We start from the raw sequence: 19,358 nt of genomic DNA on the forward strand, positions 1-19,358 counted from the left end.
TTCTTCTTTTTGCTCATATGAAGAGACTGAATTTTTTCCTCTCAGTAGAAAGGAAAACTTTTTAATCGCTTCACAAACAATTTTTTACCGCCGTAGAGTACCTCAAATGGAGTCAATAATTGCAGAACGGCTCCGCCCTACTCTAACTCCCATTGCCCAAAGCTCTTCTCTAAAATCTCGTTTATTTTTGAATCATCTACCTCAAAATTAAACAATTGATCTTCTAAGATTTCCTGAGTCTCCTCATTAAACGCACCACCAAATCGATAATTAAACCAAACAATAGTGAGTATCGACTTTTCTTTAAAATAGAATTTCTAAAAAAATTTTTCTCTCATTCTCCTCCATATCCACTGCATCTCTAATTAATGATTCAATCTCTTCCAGGAAGTTATTGGATGAATTTTTTTCTTCATCAAATACTGAATCAGGATATAAAAATGATTTCTACCCTCCTTTCAGCGGTCCTTACGGATTTGGTCCTCCATGAAAGTTTGGATCTCATCACGTGACGGCAAATAAGCATTTAAAAATTTCTCTTTCCCTTCCTCAGAATAGATGTAAGTATCTATATATTTTTTAATTATTCGAATGGCGAGAGGCGATGGTTCAACTGATTCACAAAAAGAATACAATTTCAACAGCTCGGACTCTTCAATAGCTCTATCGATAGGAAAATCGGGAATCCCATTTTCCAAGGTATGCGTAAGATTCGTACGGAGAATCTGTATTAAAATGGCCGAAGTTGTCACGAAATTTATATTTCTACCATTCTCAATCCGTTTAATAACATCCATAATCTTGATGGTAGGGATACCAGCGGTTGTTTTCGTTTACGCATAATGATTCCCTCTATTTCAAGACTTAACAGAAGTTGATGGAGGGACAAAATTACCGCCTTGGTGGTAAGAATCATACTTCTTCAGTGAAAACGGAATCCAACATCTTAGATGCTCATCATGATACGCATTTAACTTATTTTTCTTAAGGCAGTATGTACTGTCTCTCCCAGTTGTGGTAACGTGCTTTCCGCTGTGATACGTTCTAAAGTTAGAATGGGAGGAAGCAATTTCTCAATTCCGTCATTCTGCGCTGACCAGTTGTTAATCTCAAGCAATACCGATATTAAAATTTCATTGGGCCGCCTAGTAAACAAAAGGCTAGAATTTTGAACCTCCTTTTTCCTTCCTCAAACTTTTTTCCTACACTTCGCCACCTAATCTTTTTCTTAAGGAGCGTTCTATTAAAACTTTCAAAAGTAGAATAATTATTCCTTATCGCCAATCAGCCGACACCTTCAAGCCACTTACAAACGGTTTACATTTGACTCAGAATATTTTGTGGCTGACCATTAACAAAATTAGCAATAGAAGTGGGTAGCTGTCGAATAGCGGTCTCTCCATGATTAGCTATAACGGTAATCACATTGTTCATAATATTTTGAGCAGGATCTTTGGAGTTAATCACTAAGGTTTGGAACTGTTGCTATCCTTTTCTGGTGACGCTCCTCATTCCAGCCCTCTCACAAAAGCCAGCGGCCTTTCTGGTGTTACTATATAAGATCTCCTAATGTACTATATCCTCTAAATTCCCTTCTAAATCCGCTATCTCTCGATCCCAAGGAGGATAAATGGGTTGTCTCTCCTTCTTGCCTCAACAACCTCATGAATTTGCCTTGGTACAGGAGAATCCTTCTACTCAGGATGATTATGTGGTCTTCTTGCCATCGCGGTGCTCCTATGATTTATTCATTTTTTTATTCAATGAAATTCTAAGCCTATCAATTTAGAAATTTGATAGTTTTCGTCTTCTTTGGTTGATGAGACGCAAAATAAGAGAATTAGGACTCTCAACTTCATCATCTTGACTTTCCATTTCTTATTTCGTTTCTTCGATTGAGGAATCCAATCTCTATAATAAAACAAACTTCGAAAAAAATCAATAACGCTATCTTTATCATCAACGTTCTCCCTATCATCCGTTGAAGCATGGTGGTACAAAAATTTATAAAACTCCAAACTAAAAACTTCCAATCAGTTTACTTCCATTTCGGCTATATCTATTCAGATAATGAAACAAAGTTGAATTAATTTTCTCTCCCTCTAATGCTTTTCTCAAACCCTTCATCTCTTTTCTTTCAACCCATTGCCATCATAAAATCCTTAATAAAAGACTCAGAAGAGTTCATCTGAATCCCCCTCTCCAAAAGGCTTGTACAGAAAATATGAATCAAAATATTTTCCTGAGCCGCGGGTAAAATGGAAAACTCTCTGATTTTATTTAGAAAAATTCCACTAATAGCAATTAACGGGCCTCTGTTCAATGGTGGAGTGGGACAAAAGAATTCTTGGGGCAGCAGCCCGAATTTTTTTAAGCAATTCAACCTCACCTCTTGCCTCATAAAATGAGCACATGTAAAAAGAAACATACCTCCAATTCAGCTTCATTGTAAAAGTCTTTCAGACTCTGTCTAAAGGCTGTCTGACTCTTCTTCTTTTTTTCTTCCAAAATCAAATTATCTTTATTCTCGTTTCCTATTTCTTCAATAATACAAGCAAAAGTTCTTCGCGTAGGTGTTAAATCCAAAAGATCCAGTTCTTCGTCGGTAATTCCTCTCACATAGTTCCACAACGAACTATTTCGAAGATCACCTCCATGTATGCGAAGAGCAATGTGATTACAGAATTTAATCTCAGCTAGTCAAGCATATATTTCCTGTAGGATTTCATTATTTGGTTTAGCTGATTCTACAGCATCACTTGTGATGAGGGAGAGCAAGGACTGACACTTGACATCCAGGTTGACTGCTGGGTAGAGAAGGGGTGACGGTGAATCTTGTGGGCTAAACTTTCCAAAAACACCTGAAAAATTCTCGGGAGCTAATCTAGCTCTATCACCTTGCATTCAACTCTCTCCTTATCCCTAACAAATAATTTTGATTTCGTCATTCCCACTTGCGTTGGAATGACGAAGCTATGGAAGGAGTAATTCTAATCCAGTAAACATTATTTTATCCTTTGAAAAAGGGTACTGAAAAATAAGGTTCAATGCGAATTAATCTAGTTTTAAGGTGAATTGAGCCGTTATTTCGTCTCGTTTTGATAGATTCGCGATTTTGGCCAAGCATTTAAAACTGTTTTAATTAGGGTCGCCAAGGGAATGGCGAAAAAAATTCCCCAAAAACCCCAGATCCCGCCAAAAACTAATATGGACAGGATAATCACAATGGGATGTAAATCCATCGCTTCTGAAAATAACAAAGGCACTAATAAATTCCCATCCAAAGTGATAATTATGGCGTAAAAAATCATTAAATACACAAAATGCGCGGATAAGCCCCACTGCATTAATCCAACGATAGCGATGGGGATGGTGACCACTATCGCTCCGATGTAAGGAACAATCACCGATAATCCCAGTAAAACCCCTAACAAAAACGCGTATTGCAATCCGAGTAACGCAAATGCAATAACGGCGACAATGCTCACGATGATAATTTCGATAACCCGACCGCGAACGTAAGCACCAATTTTTTGATTCATCTCATGCCAGACAATACGAATAAGCCCCCGCCGTTCTGGCAGAAAACGACTGAGCCAATTGCTGATGCTTTCCCCGTCTTTTAAGAAGAAAAAAACCAACAACGGCACTAAAACTAAATAAAGAATTGCTTCGATAATTCCAGGAATTGAGGCTAATGAAAAAGATAAAATGAATTGCCCAATGCGAGCCGATTGTTGGTGCAAATAACCAGCTAAATTAGCGATTGGATCGGTCGGAAATAGTTTGGGATAATGATGCATATAATCCGTCATCCACGCCTGACCTTTCGTAATGGCTTTTGGAAATTCATGAACCATACTCGCGAGCTGCTTCCACATTAACGGTAACAATCCAAATAAGGCCAGCAGAAAAATACCTAAGAAAAAAAGATAAACTATAGTAACTGCCGTCCAATGAGGGAAGCGCCAGCGCTCTAACCATCGCACTGGAGAAGCGAATAAATAAGCGAGAACAACACTAATAACGACGGGGAGCAAATATTTACCAAAAAACTCAATTAATAAGAATATAAAAAGCAAAGTGAAAAACAAGGCTAATGCTTCTGGATCTGAAAAATGCCGCACAAACCAATTGGAAATGTCCTGTAATATTGGATTTTTCGTATTACTCATCAGTGATCTCGATTTCTTTCATTAACTTTATCATTGACACTGCAGCATCCGCCCAATCAGCTCCTTTATTGCCTCGCTGGCCGCCTGCGCGGGCGAAAGCTTGTTCCTTAGTGGTTGTGGTTAACACACCGAAAATAATCGGGACCTCGTATTCCAACGCCACTTGCTGACAGCCAAAACTGACTTGCTGACACACGTAGTTATAATGATCGGTTTCGCCGCGAATAACCGACCCCAAACAAACTAACGCCTCATAATGCCTCGATTTTGCTAAGCGCTTTGCAACCAAGGGAATTTCCACAGCACCCGGCACCCGCACGGTTTTAACTTGATTCGCTTGCACGCCTAATTCAGTCAACCGCTGCGAAACGCCATTCAGCAACTTTTCCGTAACGGTACGATTAAATTGACTGATCACAATGGCAAGTTTAAAAGATGATTCTGTCATTTTGTTTCCCCTATGAGGTTCAATAAATGGCCCAGCTTTTCCCGCTTTGCTTTCAGATAATCAATATTATCGCATGTGGGCACGGTTTCCAACGCGACCCGCTCAGCGACAGAAATGCCACACTGCGTTAAGCTTTCTACTTTATTCGGATTATTCGTTAACAATCGAATTTCCCGAATCCCTAAAACTCGCAACATTTGAGCGGCTAAACCATAATTCCTTAAATCAGCTCCAAAGCCAAGATGGTGATTGGCTTCCACCGTGTCTAAACCGGCTTCCTGTAAAGCATAGGCTTTTATTTTATTTGCTAAACCAATGCCTCGTCCCTCTTGGCGCAAGTAAAGCAAAACGCCCCCTTGCGTTGCAATTTCGTCCAAGGCTGCTTCCAACTGATCGCCGCAATCACACCGCGCGGAACCAAATACATCGCCTGTTAAACATTCAGAATGAACACGCACTAAACAGGGTTTATTTTCCTCGATTTTCTGATTAACCAAAGCAACATGTTCTAAGTGATCCACCCGACTGCGAAAAGCTTTAATAGTAAATCGGCCGCGATTTTTAATTGGCAGGAGGGATTCTGAAACCTCATCAATGAGTGTTTCATAGTTAATCCGATAAGTAATAAGATCCTGAATACTCACTAACGGTAAACGGAATTGTTTAGACAGAAGTTGTAAATCGGGCAACCGCGCCATGCTTCCGTCTTTATTTAAAATTTCACATAAAACAGCTGCGGGTTTTAGTCCTGCCAGACGGCATAAATCCACACTGCCTTCCGTATGGCCGACTCGCGAGAGCACACCTCCGTCGTTGGCTTTTAATGGGAACATATGTCCGGGCATTACGATGTCTTCAGCTGTACTTTTCTCATCAATGGCCACTTGAATGGTGCGCGCGCGGTCGTGGGCTGAAATACCCGTCGTAACATCATAAGCAGCTTCAATGGATACGCCAAAAGGGGTATCATAACGCGACTCATTTCGGTTTGTCATCATGGGAATATTTAACCGCTCAAAATCGCTAGAGCACATTGGTAAACAAATAAGGCCCCGTCCATAAAGGGTCATGAAATTAATGTGTTCTGGCGTGGCATGTTCCCCGGCAATGATTAAATCGCCTTCATTTTCACGCGATTCATCGTCGACCAAAATAATCATTTTACCTTGGCGTAAAGCGTCAATCGCCGTTTTGATATTATCAAATGGTTTTTGCATGGGATAATGCCTCCCTTTTTTTTTGGACAATAATTTTAGTAATTAAATCAAATTCGATATTGACGATTTGACCTTCTTTCAAATCGCTTAAATTCGTTCGCTCGAGTGTATGTGGAATTAACATCACCGAAAAACAATCATCTGCTACGCTATTAACAGTTAAACTCACGCCATTCACAGCCACGCTGCCTTTTGGAATGAGGTAATTCCACCACTCCCCTAAGCTATTCTTGAAATCCATCTGAATAAATTCGGCGTGTTTTTTTTGACTCTCGAGAATGCCTGTTTGGTCCACATGACCCGATACAAAATGCCCACCCATTCGATCCGTTAATCGTAGGGCACGCTCCAAATTGATCCGACCGCCGATCTTATAATCACGTGCTTTGGTACACGCTAATGTTTCTGGCGATAAATCACAAGAAAAGGAGCCGAGTTTTTTCTGAGTGACTGTTACACAAACGCCATCGATGGCAATGCTCTCACCAAGCCGAAAATCTGAAAATTGAGTGTCAACGGACAGCACGGTATGATCCGGCAATGCCTCTATCGACCGTATTTCACCACAATGATCAATAATACCTGTAAACAGTCTAATTCTCCTCAATCCGATTCCGTAGGCCATATGAAGTAAGCGGGATAGAGGAAACCCTGTATTTCGCTTCGCTCATACAAGCTATGGTTAGACGCACTTCAGAGATTAATTTTTGGAAGGAACAAATAAAATCTCGGCATACCTTCTCTCATCCGGACTTTAACCGTCGGCTCTGGAATTCAACCAGATCTGCCTCTTAAAAGTAGAAACTCGCGGGCTTATTTCAAAGAAACTCACCGCCGGTGGGGACTTGCACTCCGCCCTGAAGGCGCTTTTGTGACTTTAATGTAGCAGAATTAGGTTCTTCAGGCAAATATAGACATCGGACTAAATGCAGGACTATATTTTAGTCTCATACAAGGGGACTGGCCATAAAAATTTCCTGCCGCGTAAAACCAATTTCTTATCTTACTAAAAGCAATACCGCTGAAATCGTCCGCGATATTTCTAAAACTCGAGAACCGATGCTGATTACTCAAAACGGTAAAGCGGAACTCGTTATTTTAGACGTAACATCCTATGAAAAATATGAAGAAACTTTGTCTCTTCTTTAAGATCCTATCCTTAGGAGAGAAAGAAATTGAAAAGAGTCAATTTCGTTCTACTAACGATGTATTTGCCGATTTGGATAAAGATTAAATTTAATAAACTATAAAAGTTATCTTTCTCCAACAAGCACAGTTCGATCTTTAAAGAACTCAAAAATTATATGATTAATAATTTTTCGAAACGAGCCTGTGGCACCAGTTATGAAAAAATAAAAAATTATTCATATGCTAAAGCTATTTCCGGATGCTGGTAGCATTCCGCCGGAGCTAGGAAATTTAAATCTAAGTCAATATCGTCAAGCTATTTCTCGCAAAAACCGAATAGAATAATATTTTTATTTATGATATGAATTAAAAGAAAGCATTGTCTATATTCATATTATTTGCAACGAACGTTACAAGGATATAAAAAATTTTCTTCTCTGGCGACTTTTTAGAGGCAAATCTCTACCATAACATCTTCTCCAAATTGACGCCACTCCACTGGATATCCGGAAAAAGAAAATGGTAGTTGGAAAGCAGGAATAGCGGTTGAACCAAGAATTTTGGGGGCGATATAAATTAAAGCACGGTTAATCAGATTTCTCTTTAAAAAAGATTGAAAACATATTCCACCCGCTTCAATCCATAAATCCTGAATACCATCATTTCCGACGACATCAAGCACCTCATTTAAGTCTAATCCTTCAGACCTGTGAGCGATTTCTATGCACCGAATATTTTTCTGCATTAGCCTTTGCTCCCGTTTTTTATCAGCTTCATTTCCATGAAATACAATTATCGATTCAGTAGTTTGATGAATTAGCGCATTGAGCGGCAAACGTAAACGCGTATCCAAAATATAAATAGGTTTTTTTATTTCTTCACCCTGGAGAAGGATATTGAGTTTGGGATCATCTGTTAAAATTGTATTAATCGTTGTTAATAACGCATCGCTTTTCTTTCGCCGCTCGTGAGTGTATTGTTTTAATTCTTTTCCAGTCAAACGAACTGGCTTACCCTCGTTACCTGCAATTTTCCCATCCAAACTCAGCGCCAATTTGGCCGCCACCCACGGGCGTTTATGTTTTATCCAATAACGATAACTTTCATAAAACGCGGTAATTTCAGGCAATTCTATTAAAAAACAATTCACTCCTGCGCGTTGCAACTGCTCAATACCTCTGCCACAAACAGCTAAATTAGGATCATGCAAACCGTAATAAACGGCTTTAATCCCTGACCGGATAATTAAATCCGTACACGGAGGCGTTTTCCCAAAATGACAGCAAGGTTCTAGGGTGACATATAAAGTAGCCCCACGAGTCTTATCACCCAGGGGTTTTATTGCTTCTACTTCAGCGTGAGGGAGTCCACTGCGTTTGTGAAAACCCGTTGAAAGGATTTGATCATCTTTAACCACCACAGCACCCACCGAAGGATTGGGCGCACAAAAACCCCGCCTTATTTCTGCTAATGAAAGCGCTTTTTTTAAATAATTAAGTGAAGAATCATTCATTTCAGTAACTCTAGATTATCGCTAAAAACGGCATCAAATCCTTAAGATAATAAATCGGTTGCTAATTGGCTGTCATTCACTGTGTAAGCTAATAAAAGTAAGACGTTTGTTTAATCATTATTAATTCTCTCAGTCGTCAATTGTTTACAATTCAGATGAATTGACATACATTGATTAGCGGCCAAAAACACCTCCCCAATTATCTTGCCATCGGTTAGGAAGATACCCTAACAAAAAATCGTCACTTTATTCTCACATTGCACGCAAACAAGCCGGTGCTCTTTTAATTCTTGAAACACTTGTTTGGCCAAATCAGATGCGTGAGAAAGTGTGGCTTTTAGTTCTATGTTAACTCCCAAATTTAACGAAGCCGCTTCTTTTAAATATTCCGCAAAAATAGGTACTCGTTCATTGGCAAATTAGGGGTTAAAGCAGCTTCCCGCATCAAGTTCAGCAATATGAGCATAACGCGCTTTAGAAACCATTCATCGGCCGTTGGTCGTGCGGCCTACCAGGGAATCATAAAAATAATCGCTTGCCCATTGCGCGTTAAACGCACATCGAACTGAACCCATCGAGAGCCCAATCGCTTAGCTTCTCGAAAGCTGCCACCGTGTTTTCAGGGGCACTCAATGGCGAACCTCGATGAGCAATTACTTTTTGTAAATTAAGTTGGGTGGTTTTCATTTTAACATGTAATGGCATACAACAAACCTAACTCTTACATATCATCAAAATCCTTGCTACTATTGTGCCAATTTTTCCCCTAGGGGTTTTTCTAGAAGGATTTTATTTTATGCCTAAAACATTGGCTCATCATTACTCGCATGAAGGGCTTATGCGCTACGCTCGAATGCTGGGTTTTGGTGACATCCACGTTAAAAATGATTCCCAAACGGGTTTACAAGCCATTATCGCTATCCATAGCACCAAACGCGGACCTGCTATCGGCGGTTGTCGCTTTTTTGAATATTCTTCCCTCGGGTTAGCGTTAAAAGACGTTATCCGTCTTTCTTACATGATGACCTTAAAGGCAGCCGTTTCCGACCTGCCTCACGGCGGAGCTAAAGCCGTGATTTTAAAACCTCGTGTTATTCCCGATCGAGAGGCTCTTTTTCGTTCTTTTGGTGATTTCGTTCATAACATGAACGGCCGCTACATCACTGCGATGGATGTTGGAACAACCACCGATGACATGGATATTATTGCGGAATGCACCCCTCATGTAATCGGTGCCGCAGGAATTGATGAGCTGCAAAGCGATCCCTCCCCTTTCACTTCTCGCGGCGTTTTTCAGGGCATTAAAGCAGCGGTTAAATTTAAATGGGGACGTGATGATGTTGAAGGCCTGCATGTCGCTCTACAAGGAGCGGGAAAAACTGCTTATTATCTCGCACAATTGTTGCATGAACACGGCGCTACTATCTCCATTTGCGACCCTAAACCCGAAGCCACCGAACTCTTTGTAAAAGAATTTCAGGCAACCGTAGTGGAACTAGAAAATATTTACGACGTCCAATGCGATATTTTTTCGCCTTGCGCGATGGGCGGCGTTATTAATTTAAATACTTTAAATCGAATTAAAGCCTCTATCATTGCGGGTCCCGCCAATAATCAACTCGCGCATCGCAAATATGGTGCTATCGCGCAACAGCGGGGATTTCTCTACGCGCCTGATTACGTCGTCAATTCCGGGGGATTGATTCAAGCAGCCTCCATCCACGACTACCATAACATCAAGATCGCTAATCAACTCATCGAAAAACTGTACGATCGTCTTTTAGAATTATTTGAACGTGCTGCCAAAGAGAATAAGCCGACAACCGAGGTAGTTGATTTAATTGCAAAAGAAAAATTGGCCACCACGACTGATTACTTGGAGACTGTATGACTCCAAAAACTACGACCGTCGCCAATTTCACCATTCAGCATTTACAATTTCTTGATGCTAACAGCAACCCTACCCAACCCTTTCCCGACTTCGCTAATTCTGATACGCTGCTTTATTTATATCGACGAATGGCGTTGATTCGTCAATTGGACAACAAAGCGATTAATTTACAGCGAACCGGAAAGATGGGGACCTACCCTTCCTCCCGCGGACAGGAAGCGGTAGGCATCGGGATGGGGAGCGCCATGCAAAAGGAAGATATTTTTTGCCCTTATTACCGAGACCAAGGAGCATTATTTGAACGTGGGGTTAAATTATCCGAAATTCTAGCCTATTGGGGGGGGGATGAACGGGGTAGCCGGTACGCGAATCCCGACGTTAAAGACAATTTTCCGAACTGTGTCCCTATTGCTGGACAACTTCTTCACGCTGCGGGAGTAGCCTACGCGGTGAAATACCGCAAACAAGTGCGCGCGGTCCTGACCATCTGCGGGGATGGCGGTACTTCCAAAGGCGATTTTTACGAAGCCATCAATTTAGCCGGTTGTTGGCATTTGCCTTTAGTCTTTATTATCAATAACAACCAATGGGCGATTTCAGTGGCTCGCGGTGAACAAACTCATTGCCAAACATTAGCTCAAAAAGCAATCGCCGGGGGATTTGAAGGCTGGCAAGTGGATGGGAACGACGTAATTGCAGTCCGCTATGCTGTTTCCAAAGCTTTAGAAAAAGCCCGCGATGGGGGAGGGCCGACCCTAATTGAAGCACTATCTTATCGGTTATGCGATCACACCACTGCCGATGATGCCACCCGGTATATTTCAAAAGAAGAATGGAAAGTTGCTTCGCAAAAAGAACCTATCGCGAGGTTGGGGTATTATCTTGAGTCCCAAGGTCTTTGGTCACGAGAAAAAGAAGCTATTTTACAAAAAGAAATTGTGCGAGAAGTTGACCAGGTGGTAGAAGAATTTTTAACTATACCGCCGCCTAAAGCCACGGACATGTTTGATTATCTTTATGCAGAACTTCCGGTATCGTTAAAAAAACAGCGGGAGGAATTGGCTGATAATAAACCCTTTCCCTAGCCCCCTCTGGCAAGCGGGAAAGGGAATTTAATTAACCGCTCCTTCTCCCCTCAGGAGAGAGGATTAGTGAGAGGGGGTTAAATAGAGCATATCATTACCCACAAAGAGTAAGGCAAAAAACTTAAAAACTCCGTCATCTTCCCGCAGGCGGGGATGGGGCGTACCTGTGCGCAGTGCACCTACAGCGTGCCGGATTCCCGACTTGTTATGACAAAGCTAAAATTGAAAGGCTTTAGCACGTGGGTAATGATATGAAACAGAGAGGCACACCGTGGATAAAATCACACTGATCGAAGCCGTCAATCAGGCCTTATTCTACGAAATGGCTAAAGACGACTCTGTTATCGTTCTCGGGGAAGATGTTGGGATTAATGGTGGGGTTTTCCGCGCCACCGTTGGTTTGGTGGAAAAATTCGGGCCACAGCGCGTTTTGGACACGCCATTAGCCGAAAGCATGATTGCCGGTATTTCAGTGGGGATGGCGGCTCAAGGTTTAAAACCCGTCGCTGAATTTCAATTTGAGGGATTTATTTATTCGGCCCTCGATCATATCTTAAGTCACGCTGCCCGATTACGTAACCGAACCCGTGGACGGCTCCATTGTCCTATTGTGTATCGCGCCCCTTTTGGCGGTGGCATCCATGCTCCGGAGCATCACTCGGAAAGTATGGAAGCGCTTTTTGCGCACATTCCCGGCATACGAGTTGTCATTCCTTCTTCACCCGCTCGGGCGTATAGTTTGCTATTGGCATCTATCCGCAACCCCGACCCTGTCCTTTTCTTTGAACCCAAACGGATCTATCGACTAGTAAAACAAGAAGTTCCGAATGATGGGAAAGCGCTGCCGTTAGACCAATGCTTTTTATTACGTGAAGGTGGCGACATCACCCTCATCACTTGGGGAGCAATGATCAAAGAAACATTAGAAGCGGTCGAAAAATTGAAAGAGCAAGGTATCGAGGCTGAAGTCATCGATGTCGCTACAATCAAGCCAATTGATATGGATACGATATTACAATCCGTCGAAAAAACCGGCCGCTGCGTTATCATTCACGAAGCTCCGCTTACCGGCGGAGTGGGCGCCGAAATCGCTGCAGGTATCGCTGAACATGGCTTGCTATCTCTAATGGCTCCCGTAAAGCGAGTCGCTGGGTATGACACGATAATGCCTTATTTTAAGCTCGAAAAAAAATACATGCCGAACTCAGATCGAATTATTAAAACCGTCCAATCATTAATGGAGTTTTCTTAATGAAAATTTTTAAATTACCTGACCTTGGAGAAGGATTGCCTAATGCCACCATTCGAGAATGGTATATCGCCGCCGGGGATGAAGTGAAGATCGACCAGCCTTTATTGGCTATGGAAACAGCAAAAGCACTGGTGGACGTCCCTTCTCCCCTTGCTGGCAAAATCGAAAAATTATTTGGTGAAGTTGACGATGTTATTGAAACGGGAAGCCCCTTGATTGGATTTGAAGACGAAGCTGAAACCGAAGAACCTAAAGATACCGCCACTGTTGTTGGAGCTATTGAAACAGGCGACACTGTTTTGGAGGAATCAGCCGCGGGTATCCCCATTAAAAAACCGGCCAGGAAAAAAATTTTTAAAGCCACCCCCGCCGTTCGTATGTTGGCCAAACAATTGGGCGTTGATCTTACCACGATCATACCTAAAGGCTCACTAATTTCTGCCGAAGAAGTCAAGCAAGCCACCAAAATTACTAAAACGGTCAAGAACCCTAAAATTGAAGGAGAACTTACTCCGTTACCCCCCGTGCGGCGAGCCATGGCCAAAAGCATGTCTCAATCCCATCGAGAGGTCATTCCCGTGAGCTTGGTGGATGACGCCGATTTGTCTGCCTGGAAAAGCGAACAAGATATCACCCTGCGGATTATCCGCGCAATCGAAGCGGCTTGCCAAGTAGTGCCCATTATGAACGCTCATTTCGACGGTGAGACTCTGAGTTATAAACTGAATGAAGCGATTAATATTGGAATAGCTGTGGATACCCCTCAAGGACTGTATGTTCCCGTATCAAAAGACGTCAGCCACCAGGATGATACAGCGCTTCGCAACCAAATCAATCGCTTCAAAGAACTCGCTCAAAGCCGCAGCTTCCCACCGGAAGATCTGCGCGACGCTACGATCATGCTTTCCAATTTTGGCGCTTTTGCGGGACGTTATGCCAATCCTATTCTTTTGCCACCTATGGTGACCATTATCGGCGTTGGCCGCACCCGGGATGAAATCGTTCCTGTTGATGGAAAACCCGCTGTCCATCGGATATTGCCGCTTTCAGTAACAAGCGATCATCGAATAATTACAGGAGGCGAAATCGCCCGGTTTTTGAAGCAGCTAATTGATTCGCTTGAAAAAGCTTCCTGATTTTACAGCGATGGAAATTCATAACGCTGAATGAACTATTTTCTATATCAGCGACACCAGCTTTCTAAAAAATTAAAGCGTTTAAAAAAAGAGAAAGTTTTAAACAATCTGTTTTAGTTTCAAAAGATTTCTCTGGAAATAAAGAAAGATAATATTAAATATCTCAATGGGAAGACGTTTATAAAAAACCATGAGGAAAAAAATTTTCTGATTTTTTAATTCTGTAAATTATAAAATAAGAACTTTCTCTTTTATAAATTTTTTTAAAAATTCTTAAAATTAATTCATAATTTAATATCTGAGATCCAGTTGTACGTGCAACTCTGTCAAAACTAAGCGGAGGAGTTTTCCTGTGAAACAAAAAATTACTAATTACTTTACTTCTCCTATCAATAACGGAGCCGCTGGTAGACACAACGTCGACCGCCGATATTTTTTTTGAAAAATTGGAAAAGAGACCATAGAAATTATTATGGAAACTCCTCTAATTTATCAATTTGACCGTCTTAATGACAAACAGCTACAAATATTTTCCCAACAATTCTATTACTACGGCTACCATTTTCCCCGTTTTTTAAGGATTATTATATGGCGATCGTTCGATGATAAAATACGATCCGCTGTCGCTAGTAATTTAATTGATGAACTTGGTATCATCAGTTCGGAAACATTGACCCTGAACAATCTCATATGAATATCTTTATTCAATTTACTAAAGCTGTTTGGCCCAACGAAACCGATTTAAAAAAACTATTATCCTCATGATTATACGCACTAAATTTTCAACAAGGTCGAAAATTTACTCATCCACGCTCCTTTTATGGAAGCTATTGGGTGTATGTCAGCCGGCTTAAATGCCCTAGTCATTATAGTTACAACATTTGTAAAGGATTGCAAAATCAACACCGATTTACTGAAGAATCACTTTATCACTTTAAATTACATTCGGTTCTAAATAAAGAGAATGGAAACAACTTAAAAAAATCTTAGTCTCCAACTTAAAAGAAAGTAAGATAAATAGAGAATTATTACGAAAGGGTGCCTTAATATCAGCAAAAGCCCAACGTGATTTTTTTAGTGGCTTACAAAATTTAGTCTTCTCTAATCCCCATCAATTATAGAACTATATTAATTTTTTCCGTAAAAGCATTCTTTTTTCCGAGGATTTAGTTAGAATAACTTGATAGCTGCCAATAATTACCAACAAAATTCCGATTATTGTCAGTAGAGTAATGTTTTTCTTTCCACAATATTCACCCTATAATAACCAAAAAATAACGCTACTATAAGTAATTATGCTCAATTGACTCGCCGGTCCTCTGCTACATCCCAGATAAATTAACCGTTGCTGGATAAGCATCAAAATTGCATTTGTAATTAAAATTACCCATTGAAATAAGTTAGGATTTTTCCATTTCATAATAGCGAATGGTAGAGTAGCTAAGGTGGCTTTTAAAAAATAATAATTAATATGCGTTGAGCTGTTCTGTTTGCGATAACCGTCGGATTTCTACCATAACAAACCCTAAACACAAGCCTGAACAAACCCTAAACACAAGCCTGAACCTAATGCAAACAATGATTCGCGAAAAGACTCGATTATTATTCATAAGCACGAAGAAAACACCAATAAGTCCAACGATTATCCATCCATAAAGTCTTCAACTAATCAGAACACCTTCCCATAGAAAACAAATTAAGGGCACCCATAAAGGACCTGTATTCGCTAGCAAGATCACATCAACTAAGGGAACCGTTTTCAACACATAAACATTCCAAAAAAATATCCAACCCCCATCATAGAACGCAGCATAAGTAAACTCCCGTGTTTACTTTTCATCATTGCAAAACCGTGTTTAAAAAGGCTAGGAAAAAGGATTAATAAACAAAAAGCATACTGAGTAAAAACAATAATAATAGCAGGATAATTGACACGAATAAACTTAATCAGGATATTTTGTAAAGTGCCAATAAGAAAAGAAATCGTTAAAATCAAAATGCCAATTCAAAGATTTCTTACTGACTCAGTGTCGATTTGAATTTCCTCGTTTTAAATTTGTCCTTTAAATCATCACTTCTAAACTAATGGCATTAAACGGTTATCAGAAGGTTCGGCTATATCATTATCAACTGACGTTAAAAAGAAACAATGGATCTTTCTCACAGCAATAGAAGAAAATTTAGGAAAAATTTCAGCAAGTTGACCAATTTTCTTCCTAAAAAGTTCTTCTTCATTAACCTCGCTCCAGATTGCAATTGTTGCGTCTAACAATTGTTTCGCACCGTAACCTCTTACTGCCGTAGAAGCGATCCCTAAGAACGGAACAAAAACCCATAGTACTGGAAAGCCCAATGCATATTATTCAGAACATAAAGCAATAGACTGGTTGCAAAGAAACCCATAAGAATTGATACGTATTCCACTTTCTTATCGACCTTTAATTTCTCACCGTACAAAGCTTTTAGCATTTGAACAGAAAATAATGTAAAACTCCCTGTCCCAGTTAAAGTTGCTACTGAAATCGAAATTCCTTTCCAAAAACGATGGTTTAATTCTTCATAAAAAACGAGCGCATAAAAAAAGACAGGCGAAGGACTCATGGCCACGATGCTCCCTTTAATAACTTTAATTTAGCCATTCAGCAGCGCGCGAGCCTTCGGAAGCGTTTGACAATAAAGGAGATCCTTCCTCTACCTCACTTTGCAGAGATTCGATTGTTTCCCATTCTTCACCCGCTTCTTTTTCCAATAAGTATTTTAATTTCTCTAGCAAAGGTATTTGAGGCTCAAAAAAAGAGCTTCATTCCGCGCTCGTCCACTGCAATTCCCTCGCCCTTTTAAACGAGTCTTTAATTGGTTGCGTTCTTCCTTAATTTTAGGATCATCCGAAAAACACCAACGCAGCGCACGGTTAATCAGTTCGTTAAAAGCCTCGCGGGTTCAAAACCGTTAATGATACAAAATCAGAGAACGCAAAAACCATATCAGGGAGAAGGTAGATATTTCAGCGAGAATAAAACTTGCGCCAACGAACTCGCCGGAGAGTTAATAAAATTATTAAAACTACCTAAAATTGACCTCAAAACGCGATGATCCTCTTCCATCAGTTTTTTCGATTGTTCGGGAATTCCAATGCTAAACAAGCCGATGGAAACCAAATACACTTAAACCGGATATGGTAATGTAAGAGGCACCAGAAAAATACCACCTAAAAATTTCAGGGCCAGCCCTCAGAATCAGCAAAAGAAACGTCTGTTTTAAATATTTCATTAAACACTTTATTTAATAAACCAAAGGCTGTATCACCAAAACTCCATCCTAATTCAATTGTCACGGCTGACCCTGAAAAGCTAACGATATAAAGAAGAGCCAGGATGATTTTTGCACTCACAGGTTGCGAGGAAGATCGATCAAAAATTCCTGCCGTTTTTATCCAACTTAGAAAAGCAGCCACATAAGGGTCAATTACACCTAGCGAAGGATCGAAATGAGCGTCCGACCATTCTTCATTTTCGTATAGGGCAACGTACATAACGTCCTCCTCTTTTTCCTCTAGCACATTTATCTCCTTCTCTAATTAAAATAGATAATCTAAAAGTGCTCTTCTAATTTCTTCAACGGTTACCGGCTTAGTAATAAAACATTCATGCCAGCCTTGAGGCATTTATTTTTCTCCCGATCAAATACGTGCGCCGTCATTGCTAGAATTGGAACCGGTTTCTGGCTATTCGCTATTTGGCGAATTTCACGAACTAAAGCATACCCGTCTTTATCAGGCAAGCCAATATCCGTATAAATTAATTCATAGCTTTCATTAAACTTTACTAAAGCTTCCTTGGCGTTTAAGGCGGTGTCAACTTTACAGCCAAACTTTTCTAAAAATATTTTTTCGATATTTTGTGATAATTTATCGTCTTCAATTAATAAAACTCGGACTTTTCGTTCCTTCAATATTTTTAGCCTTTGCCACTCATCAAGGGTTTGAGTTTTTTCCTTCTCGCGCGGGGATTGTAAAGATGCTATTTCACAAGGAATAGTAAGAGTAAATGTTGAACCTTTGTTTTCAATACTACTTACGTGAACTTCACCGCCGAGATTGTCCACAAGCCATTTTACGATGCTTAAACTAAAGCCTAATCCTTCGTATCGACTACTATATACCGGCGTTGCTCGACTGAAACGATCAAAAATAGTATTAAGTTTATCTTTTGGTATTCCAATACCTGTATCTTTGACAAGTATTTTCAGAATCGCAGGTTTATTTCCTTCTAAATTAACGGTGATATCAATCCGACCTTTTTCAGTAAATTTAACTGCATTACCAATCAAATTGAGAAAAATACGCCGAATATAGTTGGATTCACTGACAATAGAATCTGGCAAAGATGTATCATAGTAAACATTAATTTTAATCTGTTTTTGTTGAGTTTGGAAAGAAAAAGTTTTTACAAGAAAGGCAACTAATTGCCTTAAATTAAAAGTTGAATATTTTGAGGCCAATTTCCCCACTTCAAGTCGGGCGAAGTCTAAAATATCTTCAATTGATCCTAGTAGTAAAAATGGCCTGACGCACTCAAATCATTAATAAGTGGTTCTTGCTTCTTTGTATGTTCATGCATATTGAAAATCTGTGCGATTCCTAAAATTCCATTAATTGGAGTTCGCAAATCGTGACTGATATTCGCAATAAATTCAGACTTCGCTTGATCCGATAATTCAGCTTGTAATTTTTCCTCAATGAGTTTTTGCTCATTTTGTTTCTTTCTGTGATATCAGTCCCTACAACGAGAACACCGATGATCTCATTCCGCTCATCCCGCAAGGGAACTTTACTTATTAAAAAAACGCCTTCCTTACCATTTGGCAACGATAAATATTGCTCGACATCAACTAACTGTTTCCCTTCTAAAACTTCCACATCGGTGGGGCAAATAGAATTTGCCCCTTGAGATCTCCATAAATCAAAATCGGTTTTGCCAATAATACTTTCAGGAGTTTCAAAACCCACCAATTTTGCAAAGTTATGATTACAACCAAGATAAACAAAATTCCTATCTTTCCACAAAATATATTGAGGAATGTTGTAGAGAATATTTTCTAAGAAAATCTGAGAAGCATTAACGCTTTTAGAAATAACTTAACCCCATCAACATATAGCCCTTCTGCTCGTACCGCGGTGGTAAAGATACCACGCTCCAACTAATGCGTTTAATACTACATCGATGGGTAAGTAAAGAAGCCGGCAGTTGCCATTCCCCCTCTACGGCTATTTCAAATAAATTTCATCCGATAACCGCTTCGCGTTTGCACTGGTAAAATTGCTCTGCGGCGTTGTTAAGGTCAATGATGGAATAATCAGGGTTTACGGTAACAACAAGATCGTCCGATCGATCAATCAAATGTTCGAACTGCGCTTGCTGCGATTCCATTAATTTTTTTGCGTACGCTTTCTTTCATAGAATTCATGGCCATTAACATCCAACCTTGGTCCATCCATCCTGGCCTTACGTTAT

Annotated in this window: 11 protein-coding genes, 9 pseudogenes and 1 riboswitch; of the genes and pseudogenes, 7 read left to right on the forward strand and 13 right to left on the reverse strand. The window is 40.2% G+C overall.

What is annotated here, in order from left to right:
• Window positions 1-458: 458 nt before the first annotated feature.
• The 7 genes from FIV31_RS00395 to FIV31_RS00425 all read right to left on the reverse strand — a co-directional run bounded on the left by FIV31_RS00395 (window position 459) and on the right by FIV31_RS00425 (window position 6,447).
• The gene (locus tag FIV31_RS00395; protein WP_280123425.1) at window positions 459-698 is read right to left on the reverse strand and encodes a hypothetical protein; all 240 of its coding nucleotides are present in this window, start codon (window positions 696-698) and stop codon (window positions 459-461) included.
• A gap of 619 nt (window positions 699-1,317) precedes the next feature.
• A complete protein-coding gene (locus FIV31_RS00400) occupies window positions 1,318-1,467 on the reverse strand; it encodes a hypothetical protein (protein ID WP_280123426.1) in 150 nt (49 codons plus the stop codon).
• A 930-nt stretch (window positions 1,468-2,397) separates the two neighbouring features.
• Window positions 2,398-2,619, reverse strand: a complete 222-nt coding sequence (locus FIV31_RS00405) for a hypothetical protein (protein WP_280123427.1) — start codon at window positions 2,617-2,619, stop codon at window positions 2,398-2,400.
• 464 nt (window positions 2,620-3,083) lie between these two features.
• Window positions 3,084-4,175, reverse strand: a complete 1,092-nt coding sequence (locus FIV31_RS00410) for an AI-2E family transporter (RefSeq protein WP_280123428.1) — start codon at window positions 4,173-4,175, stop codon at window positions 3,084-3,086.
• Entirely contained in the window at window positions 4,168-4,623 is a 456-nt protein-coding gene (ribH, locus tag FIV31_RS00415) for a 6,7-dimethyl-8-ribityllumazine synthase (RefSeq protein ID WP_280123429.1), read from the reverse strand. Before ribH ends, FIV31_RS00410 begins: the two co-directional genes overlap by 8 nt.
• Entirely contained in the window at window positions 4,620-5,840 is a 1,221-nt protein-coding gene (ribB, locus tag FIV31_RS00420; protein WP_280123430.1) for a 3,4-dihydroxy-2-butanone-4-phosphate synthase, read from the reverse strand. The genes ribH and ribB overlap by 4 nt, the downstream gene beginning before the upstream one ends.
• A complete protein-coding gene (locus FIV31_RS00425) occupies window positions 5,824-6,447 on the reverse strand; it encodes a riboflavin synthase (protein WP_280123454.1) in 624 nt (207 codons plus the stop codon). The genes ribB and FIV31_RS00425 overlap by 17 nt, the downstream gene beginning before the upstream one ends.
• 124 nt (window positions 6,448-6,571) lie before the next feature.
• Window positions 6,572-6,709: riboswitch (FMN riboswitch) on the reverse strand.
• A gap of 97 nt (window positions 6,710-6,806) precedes the next feature.
• On the opposite strand from FIV31_RS00425, the pseudogene FIV31_RS00430 reads away from it, so the two are divergent.
• Together FIV31_RS00430 and FIV31_RS00435 are read left to right on the forward strand one after the other, a co-directional pair.
• Window positions 6,807-7,074, forward strand: a pseudogene (locus FIV31_RS00430) (type II toxin-antitoxin system Phd/YefM family antitoxin).
• A gap of 12 nt (window positions 7,075-7,086) precedes the next feature.
• A pseudogene (locus tag FIV31_RS00435) lies at window positions 7,087-7,439 on the forward strand (type II toxin-antitoxin system RelE/ParE family toxin).
• Here the strand turns inward: FIV31_RS00435 and ribD are convergent.
• The 3 genes and pseudogenes from ribD to FIV31_RS08240 all read right to left on the reverse strand — a co-directional run.
• Window positions 7,417-8,481, reverse strand: coding sequence for a bifunctional diaminohydroxyphosphoribosylaminopyrimidine deaminase/5-amino-6-(5-phosphoribosylamino)uracil reductase RibD (gene ribD, locus FIV31_RS00440; protein ID WP_280123431.1), 1,065 nt, complete (start codon window positions 8,479-8,481; stop codon window positions 7,417-7,419). The pseudogene FIV31_RS00435 and the gene ribD overlap by 23 nt on opposite strands.
• Before the next feature lie 41 nt (window positions 8,482-8,522).
• A pseudogene (locus FIV31_RS08235) lies at window positions 8,523-8,727 on the reverse strand (glycerophosphoryl diester phosphodiesterase); the annotation flags it as partial.
• Window positions 8,728-8,756: 29 nt separating this feature from the next.
• Window positions 8,757-9,186, reverse strand: a pseudogene (locus tag FIV31_RS08240) (glycerophosphodiester phosphodiesterase family protein); the annotation flags it as partial.
• 35 nt (window positions 9,187-9,221) lie between these two features.
• Between FIV31_RS08240 and FIV31_RS00450 the strand changes: the two are divergent.
• The 5 genes and pseudogenes from FIV31_RS00450 (at window position 9,222) to FIV31_RS00470 (ending at window position 14,966) form a co-directional block, all read left to right on the forward strand.
• Window positions 9,222-10,372, forward strand: a pseudogene (locus tag FIV31_RS00450) (Leu/Phe/Val dehydrogenase).
• Window positions 10,369-11,457, forward strand: coding sequence for a pyruvate dehydrogenase (acetyl-transferring) E1 component subunit alpha (pdhA, locus tag FIV31_RS00455; RefSeq protein ID WP_280123432.1), 1,089 nt, complete (start codon window positions 10,369-10,371; stop codon window positions 11,455-11,457). The pseudogene FIV31_RS00450 and the gene pdhA overlap by 4 nt, the downstream one beginning before the upstream one ends.
• Before the next feature lie 271 nt (window positions 11,458-11,728).
• Window positions 11,729-12,709, forward strand: coding sequence for an alpha-ketoacid dehydrogenase subunit beta (locus FIV31_RS00460; protein WP_280123433.1), 981 nt, complete (start codon window positions 11,729-11,731; stop codon window positions 12,707-12,709).
• Complete coding sequence (locus FIV31_RS00465) at window positions 12,709-13,845, forward strand: dihydrolipoamide acetyltransferase family protein (RefSeq protein ID WP_280123434.1); 1,137 nt, start codon at window positions 12,709-12,711, stop codon at window positions 13,843-13,845. The genes FIV31_RS00460 and FIV31_RS00465 overlap by 1 nt, the downstream gene beginning before the upstream one ends.
• A 352-nt stretch (window positions 13,846-14,197) precedes the next feature.
• A pseudogene (locus tag FIV31_RS00470) lies at window positions 14,198-14,966 on the forward strand (iron-containing redox enzyme family protein).
• Window positions 14,967-14,968: 2 nt separating this feature from the next.
• Here the strand turns inward: FIV31_RS00470 and FIV31_RS00475 are convergent.
• The 3 pseudogenes from FIV31_RS00475 to FIV31_RS00485 form a co-directional block, all read right to left on the reverse strand.
• Window positions 14,969-15,850: pseudogene (locus FIV31_RS00475) on the reverse strand (DMT family transporter).
• Window positions 15,851-15,922: 72 nt separating this feature from the next.
• Window positions 15,923-17,404: pseudogene (locus FIV31_RS00480) on the reverse strand (CBU_0635 family Dot/Icm T4SS effector).
• 18 nt (window positions 17,405-17,422) lie between these two features.
• Window positions 17,423-19,317 (reverse strand): annotated as a pseudogene (locus FIV31_RS00485) (PAS domain-containing protein).
• Window positions 19,318-19,358: the final 41 nt, after the last annotated feature.

The sequence above is a fragment of the Coxiella endosymbiont of Ornithodoros amblus genome (assembly GCF_019425495.1).
Lineage (GTDB): Bacteria > Pseudomonadota > Gammaproteobacteria > Coxiellales > Coxiellaceae > Coxiella.

Coding starts and splice junctions, on each gene's coding strand:
- FIV31_RS00410 (WP_280123428.1), bottom strand. CDS start 4,175: ATGAGTAATACGAAAAATCCAATATTACAGGACATTTCCAATTGGTTT.
- ribH (WP_280123429.1), bottom strand. CDS start 4,623: ATGACAGAATCATCTTTTAAACTTGCCATTGTGATCAGTCAATTTAAT.
- ribB (WP_280123430.1), bottom strand. CDS start 5,840: ATGCAAAAACCATTTGATAATATCAAAACGGCGATTGACGCTTTACGC.
- ribD (WP_280123431.1), bottom strand. CDS start 8,481: ATGAATGATTCTTCACTTAATTATTTAAAAAAAGCGCTTTCATTAGCA.
- pdhA (WP_280123432.1), top strand. CDS start 10,369: ATGACTCCAAAAACTACGACCGTCGCCAATTTCACCATTCAGCATTTA.
- FIV31_RS00465 (WP_280123434.1), top strand. CDS start 12,709: ATGAAAATTTTTAAATTACCTGACCTTGGAGAAGGATTGCCTAATGCC.